Below are 16,742 nucleotides of genomic sequence, written 5' to 3'. Positions count from 1 at the left end.
TGTCGGCGGCGACTTCGGTCCCCGCGTGGTCTTTCGTAGTTTACGCAGATCCACGTGTTGCGCCAGCAGGAGTAAAATACCCGCCAACTGCTCCGTGCTGGCCTGGGCGAAGGGCGCCCACCGCTGCGGACACCGCGATCTCCAGACCGGTCATCGTGGTGGCAATTTCCTGCGCCAGATAGTAGGCCGACACCGTGTTATCGATGTCCAGCGTGGGATGAGCGGCGCGTAACGCCGCCATCACCACGGCGTAGAGATTGAACGCGACGAGTGCCAAAAACCAAACAGCGCCGCCTGCGGGCAACCCAGCGTTTCATTTCCGAGTTGAGATAGCTTTCCAGCTTTTGAAAGGCCGTTTCGATGCCCCAGCGCGTCCGATACAAGGCGGTAATCGTGATGGCGGCGGCCGCCGTTGACGGCAAATTCGGTAAAAGAGTGAGTGCGGTATCGCCGTTACGGGTCTTGGCCTTCAGCTTCACCGTCACCCGGCGCAGGGTCCACGTCTCGCCGCTGGCTGATGTCAATTGCACGGTTTGCTCATACACATCGCCGTCGCCGACGCGCCACTAAACTTGATTTTCTCCAAGGGGTTAGTCGCGAGATTGGCATGCTGGCGGATGATAAAAAACGCCGGTTGCCGGTGGATCTTGAACAGCAAGCGTGAGACGCAAAAATGGCGATCCGCCACCCACACATCGCCAGGGGTGACGGTGGGGATGACTTGGTCTAATAAGGCCCGTTCTTGGGTATGACCATCCGCACCGGGAAAGACATCAATCGCCATAGCCAGTTGTGGATCGAAGACCACCCGTGATTTGCCCGGCAAGGGGCCGGCGGCCGTCGCGCGCAACGGCTTCAGGCGATGCTCGCTGGCGGCCAGGCAGTTACCATCCAAGTATTTCATCCGATACCCAGGCAACAAGGGGGCGCGCGCGCCCTCGCGCGCCCTGCATGGTCACGATCACGGCTTGGGCCTCGCGGGTAGCGCTAAAGATCTTCTTATCTTACAATATGTTGATAGCACCTTAAAAGGGCTGAACGGAACAACCTAATCATCGTTGACGATAGTTCCTTTACCTTGGCCGTCAAAAATTGTCGCGCCGCTGGGTGATTTGAGGTTCACAAAGAAAGTCTCGTTTGCTTCCTTCGTGGCATCTCCCTTGACGTTGATGCTGACAGTATTGCTTGTTCGACCCGGAGTAAAGACTATTGATGTGGGGGTGCTAACGGCGGTGTAGTCACTGCCCGCGGTTGCCGTACCGTTGGCCGTTGCGTACTTCACCGTAACCGTGTTGGTATTGGCTGGACTCAGGGTGACGGTGAAGGTAAAGGCGACGGTGCCGCTGTTACCTTCGGCCTTGCTGACATTATTGATCTTGAGAACAGGGCCGTCATCGTTAAGGATGGTGCCTGTCCCTTGGGCGTCGGAGATGGTGACACCCATGGGACTGGTGAGGTTGACGAAGAAGGTTTCATTCGCCTCCTTGGTCGTATCACCTTTGACGGTGATATTGATCATCTTGGTGGTCTGGCCTGCCGGGATGGTGATCAGGGTGGGGGTGGGTACCGCCGTGTAGTCACTGCCTGCCGTGGCGCTACTGTTGGCGGTAGCGTATTTGACGGTGACCTTGCTGGTACTTGTCCCACTGAGGCTGACCTCAAGGGGGAACATCTTGGTGCCACTATTGCCTTCACCTAGGCTGACATCACCGATGCGTACAGTGAGGGGGACAAAGGTAACGGTTACCGTTTTAGCGGCAGTCATACTAAGAGTGCAGGTCAGGGCCTTCCCGGTGCAGGCGCCGGCCCATCCGGCTAATCCCATGCCGGTATCAGGCTTGGCCGTTAAGGTGACCTTGGTTCCTTGAGTGTAACTCTCGCTACAATCACTACCGCAATCGATACCTGCTGGGCTGCTGGTGACCGTTCCTTTGCCGGTCATTTTCACCCTTAACCTAAAGGATTGGGTGATGGATGTTTGAAAACTGAGGCTCAACGATGGGCTAGCGTCACCCTCTCGTCCTAAGGAATCTACTGCTGCAATGGCGTAAAGACGGAGGTTCTTGCCTGCATCTGGTTCCTCAACGTAGGCGGGTTCTGTCAGCAATGCGGATGGGTTTAGTAGTCGCCAACCAAGCACCTGCGTCCAACGATAGAGCCGATATCCGCTAATGTCCGGAAAGTCCAAGGGATTCCAGCGGATGACAATTTGATCTTCCTGAATGTCAAATGCAAGACCACTCGGAGGCGGCGGTGGGACATCTGCGATCGTAAAGGGACCACCAATAGCAGGATCGCAGAGTAATACGTTGTAATTCACCGGCGTGACCCGGTAATAGTATTCCGTTCCTGGTAGTGCTGTCTCATCGACAAAACGGGTTTGACCAATGACTGTTCCAGTGGGATGAAGTACCGTGAATGGGCCGCCCACGGAAATAGCCCTCTCAATCACATAGCCAACCGTGTGAGCTCCAAACTCTCTGACACCAACCAGCGCGTGACCCTGTTCACTTTCAAAAATTATTTCATCAATCTTGGCGGCTGCTGGCGGCTCGGAAGAACGCAAGGAAGCCTCGACTACATTTGAAGGGTCACTCTCCCGATTGGCCCGGTCAACGGCCGTCACCCGATAAAAGGCACTGTTCGGGGGCGTGCGATCCATCCACAGGGTTTCTGTGGTGGTACCTAAATAGCTCCATGGATCTCCCCCCGTCTCCGAACGATAGATACGGTACCCAGCCAAATCCCGCTCTCGATTGGGTTTCCAACGGATGGAAAGGGTATTAGATCCTGCTAAGGTAAGCAGACCGTAAGGCGATCTGGGTTGGTCACCAAGTGCAAGAAAGGTTGCTTGACGGCGGTAGATTCCTCCACCTCGTGTTCTTAAGAGCACCTCCACCCTGTTCTCGCCCTCGATTAACGGAGATTCGAGTGGAACCACATAACTGTGCTGATATAAATCTCCGCTCAATCTATTGCTAATATTAACGTTATTGACCCACATGGTCGCGTTCTCTGAGTCTATAAGTTCCAGCCATCCAAAAGTAGTATGCTTAGCAATAATTGTCGGCGAAAGGGTATCAATAGTGCCGCCATTTGAAGGTATCAGAGCAACTTCATCCCCCTGACTCCCACTCCTAACTGGCAGTGGCATGGAAGCCCCAGACGGGGTATTTGTGAGAACATCAATGGTGGTAGAAGCACCACCTGGCAAGAAGAGGCTGGCGCCCGTCTCGCTGCTCAACATCATGGATTCCCCAGTATTCTCGAAATTTATCGTACCGTTACTAAATACCGCTTGAGATAATGAAACCCCCGCTCTAGGAACAAAGGCAGAGGCGAGGAACAAGGACGGACCAATAAACCGTGGCTCTTGCAAAAAATTTAGCTGTTGTTCCGGGGTGTTCTTGACCTGATTCTCTGACGCGCGTTCTACGGTATATCTAGTTAATTTACCGCCTAACGTACTGACCAAAAAGCCGTAGCCTCCGGTTACCGCTTTGGTTAGCGTTCCTAACGCCCTACTTACCGCGAAGCGTGCAAGCTCTTGTGGTTGATACGCTGCATCGAATTTTAATTGTTCCAATCCAATCTCGAAGGGACTCGCATGTTTGCCAAGGGGTGTTGAGCCTTGAGGGCCTATCTCGACAGTGAGGGGTTGGTTTAGGCCGTCTAAGAGCGGTAAATCCTTTAGATCGTTCTGATTTTTGTATGAAATCGTAATCGCTGGATATACTGTGCCGTACGGGCTAATCTCTACTTCTCCGTAGAGCCGATCCCCGACAGCTAACCCGTCGTTAACTCTTGCGCGTCGCTCGGACCCGGAAAGCTTGTCTATGATATAAACATTGCCCATCACCTCGACTACCGTCGCAAAGTATTTCGGTAATGGCACCTCCTCGACAGTAGTTTCACCTAGGAAATCCAATGTTAAGGTTCCACCACTGACATCAGCCAGGAGAGCGAGTTCGCTTGCTGAGTCAGCAGAGTAGGCCTCCGGCTCGGTGATAATCAGAAACTCCGCAACACCATCGTCTCCTGTGTGGGCGAGGTCAGGCCAGACCTGGCGGTAAAGCGCTGCGAGTGACGCCCCTACTGGCTCACCGACCATGGGGAATGAATCAGTCCCGCCTTGGGCATTCATGCTATGGCCAATGAGGCGCAACCTAACCATGTCACCATCAGAGCCCTGTTCAATATGGTATGGTCGCGTGACATCTAGATAAAAATACGCCACGGATTCAAGACCCGTCGTATAACTCTGGGGCTCATCAGGAGTGCCGTCCCCATCGTTATCGATATTGATCTGGTAATTCACCCGCAATACGGTACTGAGGCGATATGTGAAAAGTTCTCCCCTTTTTGTCATGGCAATCTGCGGCACATCTAACGTCAAGGTTTCCTCCTCTCCACCTTGCCCACTACCAGTCGGCTGTTGAAAAACGTCAAAAAGAACAAACTCGTAATCTAAAATTTCCGCGTCGCTTGGTAGTTTATCCGCAATATCGGACTCTGATACATCTTTCTGGAAATTAACCTCTAAGGTCATATCACCCAAGGTCGTAATTCCTGTTAACATGGCTCCATGCTTTGAGAAGTGGGATTCAGTAGCGGAGCCGTAGTTACTCACTTCAACTTCTGCAGATGTGCCAAAATCACCGCCGAAGTCATCGGGCCCAATGGTGATATCGGCAGCCAATGACGGCCGGTACAGGACCAACAACATGAGGTAGCAAATAAAAAATATGCTGCGGGTTATTTTCATGGTTATATCCATATCGCGGAGTGACTTAATGGACAGGCAGTATTGTGGGGCACCCTCTATAAAACTAAAGTTTCTGGATTCTGACGCGGCCAAGTGGCAGTAGCACTTGCGGAGGACGAGATCTTGGCAGGGTTTGCCCGAAACTGGGCAAACCTCTTCGAAATATCCCCTACTCCTGCCGCCGCCCCTTCCAAAAGCCGGAAACTTCAGTCTATAAAATGCAGTCTAGTCGATAATTTATACTTGTCCAGCCCCGTGAGATTATATACCTTCATTTTAAACAATCCCGGGCATTTTTCCTGCCAATTTTGCCGGGCCTGAACGGGCGCCATGTGCCCTAACGCGCGCTGGGGAATCTGATGATGATACCGCCGTACAGAGCGGCATAGGGTGTCCGCCAGGCGCTGGGCCGCATCGAAGGGGGTGGTCGCCAGTACCTCGCTGATGCGGCCATTGCAGCGCTCGACCCTGCCGTTGGTCTGGGGATGGCGGGGCTGGATGCGGCGGTGGTCGATGCCGTGTTGATCGCAGGTGCGGTCGAAGCGATGACCTCCGGTCGGGTCGCGTTCGCCGGTGGCGCAGCAGCGATCGGTGAATTCCTGGCCATTATCGGTCAGGACTTTTTGGTGTGGATGGCGGGCGTGGTCCGCGCATTTTTATGCGGGTTCAGGTTTATCGTTGGCCGGTCTCCGGGTGGATCGTTGCGATGGCGTTCGTGCCACTTGACGGGCACGGCGTACCTCGGCTCGCAAGAGGCACAGCACCTCCCTGGCTAAGAATAACGGATAACTCCGTATCGGTATATAATCACACGGGTCCTAATATCTACCTGCACCACGCCTTGGACCTCTGGTTCGAGCGCGTGGTCAAGCCCCACTGTCGGGGTGAGGTGCTGCTGTGTCGCTAGGCCGACGATTTTGTCTGTGCCTTCCGCCTCAGCGTTGATGCACAGCGGTACCTCACGGTGTTGCCGAAGCGGCTGGAGAAATTCGGCCTCGAAGTCGCCCCGGAAAAAACGCAGATCTTGCGTTTTAGCCGCTTTCATCCGAGCATGAAGCGGCGTGTCACGGACTGGATCAAGAGCCACCGGCATCTGCCGATCAGGGAATTTATCAAAGGGCTGAACCGGCGGCTCTTGGGGCACTGCCATTACTATGGCCCGCGGGGCAACTCGTGCGGTCTGTGGCGCTTCTTTCAATTGGCCGTCGAGATTGCGTTCAAGTGGCTGAATCGGCGCGGCGGCAAGCGTAAGAGTTTCACGTGGCCGGCCTTCAGCCGGGCCTTGCAGAAACTCGGCATTGCCAGGCCCCGGATCACCGAGAAGCCAGCCGCACAACCGGTGTTGGCATGACTTTGCTCGCGCGAAAGCGAGCACAACCGAGGAACCGGATGTGGGAAAACTGCACGTCCGGGCCTACGCCGGGGGCGCCGGTTAACCGGCGCCCCTACGGCTGAGGATGCTTGGGTGCTAGATTGCTACGGGCCGCTAGGGTACTAGACTGAATTTAGCCGACTACCCAAGCCCCCCGCCCGTACCATGCCAACCCCACCCCTCGCCGCGAGGACGGTTCCCCCTTCAACTGGGACCGCTCCTGGAGGTCATGGCCCGGCGCGGCCTACCGGAGACGATGCGCCCCTGGTACGTCCGCCGCGGCGAAGGCTTCCCGTAGGCGTTGCGTCCGGTGTCCCTGTTGCGTGTGACGGCCGAGAAGATCGCAGGCCACCTTCAGCAGGTGTCGGCCCCGCCACAACTTGCCGACTGGCAGTGTCGGCAACTCGTCGATGCCTTGCAACTGCTGTTGTTGATATGGGTCACTCACTGTTCTGCCGGAAAAGAGATTGATTGGGATGGGTGGAAGGCAGGTGGGCGCCTGTTGGGCGCCGACCATCCGACCCTCCCCCGCTCAAGGCCCCCAGCTGCGGGGCTGCCCGTCGGCCCAGGGTTTGCCCGCCCGGCCGGGGGGTTCCCCTGCCGAAGAGCCTGGCTCGAACCATCCGGGCGATGCAGTACTCGATCCGCACCGAGCAGGCGTATGTGGATTGGTGCCGCCGGATTCTGGCCTTCCACGGCGAGGTGCCGACGGCGCGTCTGGGGGTGGAGGAGGGGCAGCGTTTCCTGAACCACCTGGCGGTGGACCGGTCGGTCCCCGCCAAGCTCATTCTTTACAAACCGGCGTCGCTTACCTACCCTCCCACCATCCTAACCCATCGACCCTAGCGTGATGGCGGGTGGCGATTTCCCCCCAAGCCGGGGGTCCCCAGGTCGACAGCATCGGCCTTGCCCTAGACACAAGAAACCCTCCATGGCCCTGAAAAAGTCCGAGCTTTACGCCTCCCTCTGGTCCAGTTGCGACGAACTGCGCGGCGGCATGGACGCCAGCCAGTACAAGGACTATGTCCTGGTCCTGCTCTTCGTCAAATACGTCAGCGACAAATACGCCGGCCACCCCTACGCCCCCATCATCATCCCCCCCGGCGCCAGCTTCCGGGACATGGTTGCCCTCAAGGGCCGGCCCGACATCGGCGATCAGATCAACAAGAAGATCCTTGCCCCCCTGGCGGAGGCCAACCGGCTGTCCGACATGCCGGACTTCAACGACCCGGCCAAGCTCGGCAGCGGCAAGGAGATGGTCGAGCGGCTCACCAATCTCATCGCCATCTTCGAGAACAAGGCGCTGGATTTCTCCCGGAACCGTTCCGAGGGCGACGACATCATCGGCGATGCCTACGAATATCTCATGCGCCACTTCGCCGTCGACAGCGGCAAGAGCAAGGGCCAGTTCCTGACCCCCGCCGAAGCCAGCCGGGTTGTCGCCAAGGTCACGGGTATCGGCCAGGCCATCACCAGCGCCGACACCACCGTCCACGACCCGACCTGCGGCTCCGCCTCCCTGTTGCTCAAGGTCGTCGACGAGGCGCGCACCCCGGTCACCCTCTACGGTCAGGAAAAAGACGCCGCCACCAGCGGCCTGGCGCGCATGAACATGATCCTGCACGACAACCCCACCGCCCTCATCGTGCAAGGCAACACCCTCACCGATCCCAAGTTCCGCGACGGCGGCGGTCTCAAGCGCTTCGACTACATCGTCGCCAATTTCCCCTTCAGCGACAAACGCTGGAGTACCGGCCTCGATCCCCTCCACGACCCTTCGAGCGCTTCCAGTCCTTCGGCGTCCCCCCGGCTAAGCAGGGCGATTACGCCTACCTGCTCCACATCGTCCGCGCCCTCAAGAGCACCGGCACCGCCGCCGTCATCCTGCCCCACGGCGTCCTCTTTCGGGGCAACGCCGAGGCCGAGATCCGCCGCAACCTGGTGCGCCGTGGCTACTTCAAGGGCATCATCGGGCTGCCGCCCAACCTCTTCTATGGCACCGGCATCCCCGCCGCCATCCTGGTTATCGACAAGCGCGAGGCCCAGGGCCGCCAGTCCATCTTCATGATCGACGCCAGCGCCGGCTTCATGAAGGACGGCCCCAAAAACCGGCTGCGCGACCGCGATATTCACCAAATCGTCGATGTCTTCACCCGCCAGCGCGATGTCCCCGGCTATGCCCGGGCGGTCAGCGTCGCGGAAATCGAGCGCAACGACTACAACCTCAACCTGCCGCGCTACATCGACAGCCAGACCGCCGAGGACCGCCAGGACATCGCCGCCCACCTCCAGGGCGGCATCCCCGCCGCCGACATCGACGCCCTGGCGCCCTACTGGGCCGTCTGCCCCCAGCTCAAGGCAACGCTCTTCACCCCCAACCGCCCCGGCTACCTGGACTTAGCCGTGACCAAGACCGCCATCAAGACGGCCATCTTCGATCATCCCGAATTCAGCGCCTTCAGCAACGGCCTCAATGCCCATTTTGCCGCCTGGCGCGCGCTTAATGTCCCCCAGCTCAAGGCCCTGGCGAGCGGTTGCCACCCCAAGGAGATCATCGTCTGGCTGTCCGAGGGCCTGCTCGCCCACTATGAGGGCCAGCCCCTCATCGATCCCTATGCCGTTTACCAGCACCTGATTGACTACTGGACCGCGACGCTGCAGGACGACGCCTACCTCATTGCCGCCGACGGCTGGCGGTCCGAGACCAGCCGTATCATCGAGACCGCCAAAACGGGCAAGCCCCGCGACAAGGGCTGGACCTGCGACCTCATCCCCAAGGCCCTCATCGTCGCCCGTTACTTCGCCCAGGAGCAGGCAACTCTGGATCAGATCGCCGCCGACCTGGAAGTCTTTAGCGCCCGCCTGACCGAACTGGAGGAGGAGCAGGTTGGCGAGGACGGCGCCTTCGCCGAACTGGACCGGGTGAACAAGGCCAGCGTCAGCGCCCGCCTCAAAGAGATCAAGGGCGATACCGAGGCCAAGGACGAGGCCGCCGTGCTGGTCGACTGGCTCAAGCTCTACGGCGAGGAGACCGCACGCAAGAGACTCCACAGGGAGGGCGAGGCCGCCCTTGATGCCCTGGCCTACGCCCACTATGCGACGCTCACCGAGGCTGAGATCAAGGCCCTGGTGGTGGACGACAAATGGCTCGCCGCCCTGGCCGCCGCCATCTACGGCGAGATGGATCGGGTGAGCCAGCAGCTCACCCGGCGGGTGAAGGAGCTGGCCGAGCGCTACGAGACCCCGATGCCGCGGATGGCCGGCCGGGTGGCTGAGTTGGAGGCCAAGGTGAATGGGCACCTGGAGCGGATGGGGTTTGCGCCGTGAGCAACGACATACGGAAATTCGCTGAGGCCTGCCCAGGCGCAGCAACCAGACCCTCCTCGACAAGATGAGGGACCCTGCCATCCGCTTTTGGTATGCCCAAAAGGCCCTGGAGTTGGGCATGGGAAAAGATATGCTTTTCATCCAGATCGAAACTCCGCTTTATGAGCGCCAGGGCAAGGTGCGTTGCTATGTGCTGATTGAGCTGAAGGCAGGCAAGTTCGAGCCGGGCCATGTCAGCAAGCTGAACATGTACCTGAATGCGGTGGACGACCTACTGCGTCATCCCGACGACAAGCCCTCCATCGGCCTCCTGTTGGTCAGGGACAAGAATCATACCGTGGTGGAATACTCGCTGGCCGGGTTCACCAAACCCATCGGTGTCGCCCAGTGGGAGAGTCGGTTGACTCAGGCTTTACCGGCAGATCTCAAGACCAGCTTGCCCAGTGTGGAGGAGATTGAGGCGGAGCTGGATGCGCATGGAGACTGGACAGGGGAGGGTGGAGAATGACCGTGGGCGCTGAGATTCCGAAGGGGTACAAGCTGACCGAGGTGGGGGTGATTCCGGAGGATTGGGAAGTGAAGTCGGCCCACGAATTGGCTGCACTAAGGACAGGCCCGTTCGGCACTCTTCTCAAAGCATCCGAATACTCAGAAACGGATGGAGTACCCGTAATCTCTGTGAGCGAGATTCGGAAAGGTTTTCTGCGGATCACTGAGAACACACCTAGGGTATCAGACGCCGTTATTAGAAGGCTACCTCAGTATCTCGTTCGAAAAGGCGACATCGTTTTTGGCCGCAAAGGTGGCGTTGATCGGTCCGCATTAATCCGAGAGCCACAGGACGGTTGGTTTCTCGGCTCTGATGCTATGAGTCTGCGCCCGTCCGCAACGAGTCATGACGCGTATCTCGCATTGCAGTTTCAGAGTGGGCGGGTTCAAGGCTGGCTGCTTCAGCACGCGATTGGAACCACGATGCCTTCCCTTAATCAGTCGGTCCTCAGAAACGTCGCGGTTCCGCTCCCACCTACCAAAGCCGAACAAGAAGCCATCGCCGAGGCGTTGAGCGATGCGGATGCCTTCATCGAATCTCTGGACCAGCTCCTCGCCAAGAAGCGCCAGCTCAAACAAGGCGCCATGCAGGAATTACTCACCGGCAAGAAGCGCCTGCCGGGCTTCAGCGGGGAGTGGGAGGTCAAGCTATTGGAAGAAGTTGCTGACTGTTTAGATAACCTTCGCGTACCGTTGAACGAATCTCAACGCGACCAAATGCGGGGGGATTATCCATATTGTGGGGCGAATGGTGTACTCGATTTCGTCAATGATTACGTGATTGATGATGACGTCATCTTGATTGCGGAGGACGGCGGGTACTTCGATGAATACTCATATCGCCCCATCGCATATCGAATGGTTGGTAAGTGTTGGGTCAACAATCACGCCCATATTTTGAAGGCTAAGCTCGGGCATGACCAAGTCTTCATTTTCTTTTCCCTAGTTCACAAGAATATCCTGGGCTTTTTAGCAAGCGGCACACGAGCAAAGCTGAACAAGTCTGAAATGTGGAAGATCGAAGTGGACATGCCGGTCGACTTCGCAGAACAAACCGCCATCGCCACCATCCTCTCCGACATGGACGCCGAGATCGCCGCGCTGGAGGCCAAGCTCGCCAAGGCTCGCAGCCTCAAACAGGGCATGATGCAGGAGCTGCTCACCGGAAGGATTCGGCTTGTATGAGCGACGTGCGGGTGCCAGGCAAGATGCGTCACAGCGTCCCAAGTCGGGCACTGCTGTTTTCAGTAAAAAGATGTATTTTTCCTGAAAATATTTGCGGGCATAAATAATGCAACCGATTGATAAAAAAATACTTTACAGGATTTATGGGCGCGGTAGGGGGTGGGCGTTCACCAAGATTGACTTTGTCGCCGAGTTTGGCGAGGTCAACATCCATCAGGCCCTTTCCGGCCTGGCCAGGGCGGGTAGGATTCGCCGGGTTTGCCTTGGGGTCTATGACTATCCCCGCTATAGCGAGTTGCTGGGGCAAGCCCTGAGTCCGGACGTCGATCAGGTGGCCCAGGCGCTGGCGCGCAAGTTTCACTGGCGCATCCAGCCTTCTGGCGACGCGGCCCTGAACCTGTTGGGGCTTTCCACCCAGGTGCCTGGTAAGTGGGTTTATCTCTCCGATGGCCCAAACCGCGAATATGCGATTGGGGAGGACGGCGCCCAGGCCCTGATCTTCAGGAAATCCGCCCTGAAGGACACGGGGTTCAAGAATCGTGAAAGCGGCCTGATGGTGCAGGCGCTGAAGGCCCTGGGCAAGGAGTCTGTCGATCAGGCCGTCATCGAAACCCTGCGGCAACGACTGGACCCGACTATCCGCGAACGCATCCTCAAGGACACCCGCGCCGTGACCGGCTGGATTTACCAGATCATCAAGCAGGTATGCCGGGAGGCTGACTGATGGACAGGGTGGCCCGGCTTGCGGCGGCGGAGCGCAGTGCGTTGTTTTCCGAGACGGCGGCCCGGATGCGCACGACACCGGCGGTGGTAGAAAAGGATTTCTGGGTGACCTGGGTGCTCGACCGACTCTTCCAACAGCCGGAGCTTGCGCGGCTGCTGATGTTCAAGGGCGGCACCAGCCTCTCGAAGGTGTATCGCTTGATCGAGCGGTTTTCGGAAGACATCGACCTGATTCTCGATTGGCGGGTACTGGGTGGCGAGGACCCGCTGACCGAACGTTCCAAGGCGCGGCAGGAGAAGCTGAATCAAGCGATCAACGCCCAGGCGTTAGCCTATATCGGCGGCGACTTGCTGGCGCGGGTAGCTACGGCCTTGGGCGCGGTTTGCCGTTGCGAGATCGAGAAGTCCGATCCCTATGTCATCAAGATTCGCTATCCGGGCGCGTTTTCCGATCGGTATCTGCGCCCCGAGGTGCGCCTGGAGATCGGCCCGCTGGCCTCCTGGCTGCCCCATGAAGAGCGGTTGATCCGTTGTTATGCCGCCGAGGCGTTCCCCCGGGTGTTCGCAAGGCGTGAATGCCCGGTCCGGGTGATCAGGGCGGAGCGGACTTTCTGGGAGAAGGCGACGATCCTGCATCATGAGGCCCACCGTCCCGAGGGCAGCCCTCAGCCGCTACACTATTCTCGCCACCACTACGATCTGGCCAAAATGGCTGAGTCGCCCGTCAAGGATGCTGCCTTGACGGACCTGGCGTTGTTGGCTGACGTGGTGGTGTTCAAACAGCGCTTTTATCCGCGTGGGTGGGCGCGCTACGACTTGGCGAAACCGGGCACCTTGCGCTTGGTGCCAGCAGGGGCGGTGTTGGCGGCGGTCGAGGCCGACTATCGGGCAATGGCGAACATGATTTTCGGTGAGGTACCCGCCCTGGATAGGATCATGGCCACCCTGCGCAGGCTTGAGAACGAGATCAACGGAAGAGGCAATGAACCCAATCGGCCAACCTGAACGCGCCACCCAAAACCGCGTCATCGCCCTGTTCCGCGAGGAACTGGGCTATCGCTATCTGGGCGACTGGACCGACCGTCCCGGCAACAGCAACATCGAGGAGGCGTTGCTGCATCCTTGGCTAACCCAGCGCGGCTACCTACCCGCCCAGATCAGCATCGCCCTTCACAAGCTGCGCGCCGAGGCCGGTAACCCTCACCGTTCTCTCTACGACAACAATCAGGCCGTTTACAACCTGCTGCGCTACGGCGTACCGGTGAAAATCGAGGCCGGCCAGGTGACCGAGACCCTTCACCTCATCGCCTGGGACGCGCCCCTGGAAAACGACTTCGTGCTCGTCGAGGAGGTGACCCTCAAGGGCCAGCACGAGCGGCGGCCCGATCTGGTGATCTACCTCAACGGCCTCGCCATCGGTGTTCTGGAGCTGAAGAACAGCCGCGTCGCCATCGGCGATGGCATCCGCCAACTGCTCTCCAATCAGCAACCGGAATTCAATGAGTGGTTCTTCACCACCGCCCAGATCCTCTTCGCCGGCAACGACACCGAGGGCCTCCGCTATGGCACCATCCGCACCCCGGCGAAGTATTACCTCCAGTGGCGAGAGGACGAGGCGGATGACTCCCGCTTCAAGCTGGACAAATACCTGCTCAAGCTCTGCGAGAAAGGGCGCCTGATCGAACTGCTTTACGACTTCGTGCTCTTCGACGGCGGCATCAAGAAGCTGCCCCGCGTGCATCAGTATTTCGGCATCAAGGCCGCCCAGGGCTTTGTGCTGCGCTACATGGGCGGCATCATCTGGCACACCCAGGGCAGCGGTAAGAGCATCGTCATGGTGCTGCTCGCCAAGTGGCTACTCGAACGGCTCCCCCAGGCCCGCGTCGCCATCATCACCGACCGCGATGAACTGGACGCCCAGATCGAAGGCGTCTTTGGCGAGGCTGGCGAGACCATCTACCGCGCCAGCAGCGGCCGCGATCTCATCGCCCAACTCGGCCAGGCCAAGCCCCGTCTGCTCTGCTCCCTGATCCACAAATTCGGGCGCCGCGATGTCGATGATTTTGATGCCTTCATCCAGGACCTGACCCGCCAGCCTAGCCCGACGGTCGGCGAGATCTTCGTCTTTGTCGACGAGTGCCATCGCACCCACAGCGGCAAACTGCACCGGGTGATGAAGGCCATGATGCCCCAGGCCGTTTTCATCGGCTTCACCGGCACCCCCTTGCTCAAGCAGGACGCCAAGACCAGCCTGGAGGTCTTCGGCCGCTACATCCACACCTACAAGTTCAGCGAGGCGGTGGTGGACGGGGTGGTGCTCGATCTCATCTACGAGGCCCGGGATATCGACCAGCGGCTCGGCGCTCCCGACAAGATCGACGCCTGGTTCGCGGCCAAGACCCAGGGCCTCAACGATTGGCAAAAGGTCGAGCTGAAGCGCCAATGGGGCACGCTGCAGAAGATCCTTAGCTCGCGCTCACGCATGGAGCGGGTGGTGGCCGACATCGTTTTCGACTTCAGCACCAAGCCCCGTCTGTCCAGCGAACGCGGCAACGCCCTCCTGGTGGCCGCCAGCATCCACGAAGCCTGCCGCTATTACACCCTCTTCCAGCAGACGCCCCTCAAGGGTAAGTGCGCCATCGTCACCTCCTACAACCCCCTGGCCAGGGACGTGACCCAGGAAGAGACCGGCGCCAATACCGAGACCGACAAGCAGTTCATCCATAACACCTACAGCGCGCTGCTCAAGGACATTGCGCCTGACGCCGGCCTGACCAAGACCGCTACCTACGAGAGCCGTGCCAAGCGGCAGTTCGTCAAGTATCCGGCCACCATGAAGTTGCTGGTGGTGGTCGATAAACTCCTCACGGGCTTCGACGCGCCGCCCTGCACCTATCTCTACATCGACAAATCCATGCAGGATCATGGCCTCTTCCAGGCCATCTGCCGCACCAACCGTCTCGACGGCGAAGACAAGGACTTCGGCTATATCGTCGACTACAAGGATCTGTTCAGGAAGCTGGAGAATGCCATCGCCGTCTATAGCTCGGAATTGGATCACAGCGCCGGCGGCGCGGACCCCGAGGTGCTGCTCCAGGACCGGCTCAAGAAGGGCCGGGAGTGCCTCGACAGCGCCCTCGAAGTCCTGGCCCTGCTCTGTGAGCCGGTGGCGCCACCCCAGGGCACGCTGGAACATATCCATTACTTTTGCGGCAACACCGAGGTGCCCACCGACCTCCATGAACGGGAGCCACGCCGCGCCGCCCTCTATCAGGGTACGGTTGCCCTGGTACGCGCCTATGCCAACCTCGCTGACGACTTGGTGGGTGCCGGCTACAGCGCCACGGCTATCAGCCGTATCAAGCAGCAAACGAACGACTACCTGGCGCTGCGCGACATCATCCGCAACGCCAGCGGCGAGACCCTCGACCTCAAGCCCTACGAGGCCGACATGCGCCACCTCATCGATACCTATATCCAGGCCGATGAGCCCAGGCCGATCTCCGCCTTTGGCAACCTGGGGCTCCTGGACCTGATCCTGAAGTCCGGCATCGCCGATGCCATCACCACGAAACTGGGCCGTCTGCAGGGCAACCGGAACGCCATCGCCGAGACGATCGAGAACAACGTCCGCAGCAAGATCATTCAGGACCACCTCACCGACCCGGCTTACTACGAGAAGCTGTCGGCCCAGTTGCAGGTGATCATTGCCCAGCGCAAGACCGAGGCGCTCAAGTACGAGGAATACCTCCAGAAAATTGCGGCGCTGATACAGCAACTACAGGCTGGGCACGCGCCGGAGACGCCAGCGGCCCTGGATACCCCCGGTAAGCGAGCCCTCTACAACAACCTGCTGCCAAGGGCGGCGCCCGAGTCGGATGACACCCCCGTCAGGGAGGACCCGGAGGCCTATATCGCCACCAGCGGCGCGGCCCTGGACCTGGCGCTGCGGCTCGATGAGGCCGTCAAACAAGTTCGCCCGGACGGCTGGCGCGGCATCCAGGCCCGCGAACAGGTCATCAAGCGGGCGCTTTATGACATCCTGCGGGACGTGGCCCTGGTCGAGCGGCTCTTCCTGGTCGTCAAGGCCCAGACCGAGTACTGATGAACGCCGAGATCACCCTGGGTGACATGCCAGTGGCCGTTGTCCTCAAGGACATCAAGCACATCCATCTCAGCGTCTATCCCCCCGACGGCCGGGTCCGGATCGCCGCCCCGGCGCATATGGACCTGGACACCCTGCGCGTCTACGCGATCGGCAAGCTGCACTGGATCAGGCAGCAACAGCAAAAACTGCGCGACCAGGCGCGCGAGACGCCCCGCGAATTACTCAACCGCGAGAGCCATTACCTCTGGGGCCAGCGGTACCTACTCAAGGTCCTCGAGGAGGAGGTCCCGCCGAGCGTCGCGGTCGAACCCGGCACCCTGATCCTGTCCATCCGCCCAGGGACGAACGAGGATAAGAAGCAAGCCTTCATCGCCGGGTGGTACCGGGTGCAAGTCAAAGAGGCCGCCACCCAACTGGTCGCCTCCTGGGAAGCCAAACTCGGGGTGCGGGTCGAGCGTGTCTTCGTCCAACGCATGAAGACCCGCTGGGGCAGTTGCAACCCCGCCACCCGGACCATCCGCCTCAACACCGAGCTGGCCAAAAAGCCGTCGCAATGCCTGGAGTATATCGTCGCCCACGAATTGACCCACCTGCTGGAGCACCGTCACAACGACCGGTTCAAGGCCCTGTTGGACGCCCATATGCCCCAGTGGTCCCGGTACCGGGAGATGCTGAATAGCCTGCCATTGGCGCATGAAGAGTGGGGATACTGA

The 16,742-nt window shown here is 59.2% G+C and carries 12 protein-coding genes and 2 pseudogenes; 9 read left to right on the top strand and 5 right to left on the bottom strand.

Annotated features, from left to right (window positions below; all coding sequences use genetic code 11):
- Positions 1 to 197: 197 nt before the first annotated feature.
- From IPN92_01025 to IPN92_01010, 4 genes are all read right to left on the bottom strand, one after another.
- Positions 198 to 545, bottom strand: coding sequence for a transposase (locus IPN92_01025; protein ID MBK8636903.1), 348 nt, complete (start codon positions 543 to 545; stop codon positions 198 to 200).
- Positions 521 to 904 (bottom strand): hypothetical protein, encoded by a 384-nt coding sequence (locus IPN92_01020; GenBank protein MBK8636902.1) that lies wholly within the window; start codon positions 902 to 904, stop codon positions 521 to 523. Before IPN92_01020 ends, IPN92_01025 begins: the two co-directional genes overlap by 25 nt.
- A gap of 144 nt (positions 905 to 1,048) precedes the next feature.
- Complete coding sequence (locus IPN92_01015) at positions 1,049 to 4,765, bottom strand: hypothetical protein (protein ID MBK8636901.1); 3,717 nt, start codon at positions 4,763 to 4,765, stop codon at positions 1,049 to 1,051.
- 206 nt (positions 4,766 to 4,971) lie between these two features.
- Positions 4,972 to 5,382 (bottom strand): DDE-type integrase/transposase/recombinase, encoded by a 411-nt coding sequence (locus IPN92_01010; protein ID MBK8636900.1) that lies wholly within the window; start codon positions 5,380 to 5,382, stop codon positions 4,972 to 4,974.
- A gap of 41 nt (positions 5,383 to 5,423) precedes the next feature.
- Here IPN92_01010 and IPN92_01005 point away from each other — a divergent pair.
- A pseudogene (locus tag IPN92_01005) lies at positions 5,424 to 6,116 on the top strand (hypothetical protein).
- A gap of 265 nt (positions 6,117 to 6,381) precedes the next feature.
- On the opposite strand, the gene IPN92_01000 reads toward IPN92_01005, so the two are convergent.
- On the bottom strand, positions 6,382 to 6,585 hold the full coding sequence (locus tag IPN92_01000) for a hypothetical protein (protein MBK8636899.1): 204 nt from the start codon (positions 6,583 to 6,585) through the stop codon (positions 6,382 to 6,384).
- A 182-nt stretch (positions 6,586 to 6,767) separates the two neighbouring features.
- Here IPN92_01000 and IPN92_00995 point away from each other — a divergent pair, with 182 nt between their 5' ends.
- The 8 genes and pseudogenes from IPN92_00995 (at position 6,768) to IPN92_00960 (ending at position 16,742) form a co-directional block, all read left to right on the top strand.
- Positions 6,768 to 6,983, top strand: coding sequence for a phage integrase N-terminal SAM-like domain-containing protein (locus IPN92_00995; protein MBK8636898.1), 216 nt, complete (start codon positions 6,768 to 6,770; stop codon positions 6,981 to 6,983).
- Positions 6,984 to 7,068: 85 nt separating this feature from the next.
- A pseudogene (locus tag IPN92_00990) lies at positions 7,069 to 9,464 on the top strand (SAM-dependent DNA methyltransferase).
- 64 nt (positions 9,465 to 9,528) lie between these two features.
- A complete protein-coding gene (locus tag IPN92_00985; protein ID MBK8636897.1) occupies positions 9,529 to 9,972 on the top strand; it encodes a DUF1016 family protein in 444 nt (147 codons plus the stop codon).
- 2 nt (positions 9,973 to 9,974) lie between these two features.
- Entirely contained in the window at positions 9,975 to 11,198 is a 1,224-nt protein-coding gene (locus IPN92_00980; GenBank protein MBK8636896.1) for a restriction endonuclease subunit S, read from the top strand.
- 106 nt (positions 11,199 to 11,304) lie between these two features.
- On the top strand, positions 11,305 to 11,922 hold the full coding sequence (locus IPN92_00975; GenBank protein ID MBK8636895.1) for a hypothetical protein: 618 nt from the start codon (positions 11,305 to 11,307) through the stop codon (positions 11,920 to 11,922).
- Positions 11,922 to 12,926, top strand: a complete 1,005-nt coding sequence (locus IPN92_00970) for a nucleotidyl transferase AbiEii/AbiGii toxin family protein (GenBank protein ID MBK8636894.1) — start codon at positions 11,922 to 11,924, stop codon at positions 12,924 to 12,926. The genes IPN92_00975 and IPN92_00970 overlap by 1 nt, the downstream gene beginning before the upstream one ends.
- Positions 12,904 to 16,026, top strand: a complete 3,123-nt coding sequence (locus IPN92_00965) for an HsdR family type I site-specific deoxyribonuclease (GenBank protein ID MBK8636893.1) — start codon at positions 12,904 to 12,906, stop codon at positions 16,024 to 16,026. Before IPN92_00970 ends, IPN92_00965 begins: the two co-directional genes overlap by 23 nt.
- Positions 16,026 to 16,742, top strand: coding sequence for a M48 family metallopeptidase (locus IPN92_00960; protein MBK8636892.1), 717 nt, complete (start codon positions 16,026 to 16,028; stop codon positions 16,740 to 16,742). Before IPN92_00965 ends, IPN92_00960 begins: the two co-directional genes overlap by 1 nt.

This window comes from Chromatiaceae bacterium (assembly GCA_016714645.1).
In the GTDB taxonomy this organism is placed as follows: domain Bacteria; phylum Pseudomonadota; class Gammaproteobacteria; order Chromatiales; family Chromatiaceae; genus M0108.
Note: the sequence above shows the minus strand (reverse complement) of the source record. Positions and strands in the feature narration are given on the sequence as shown.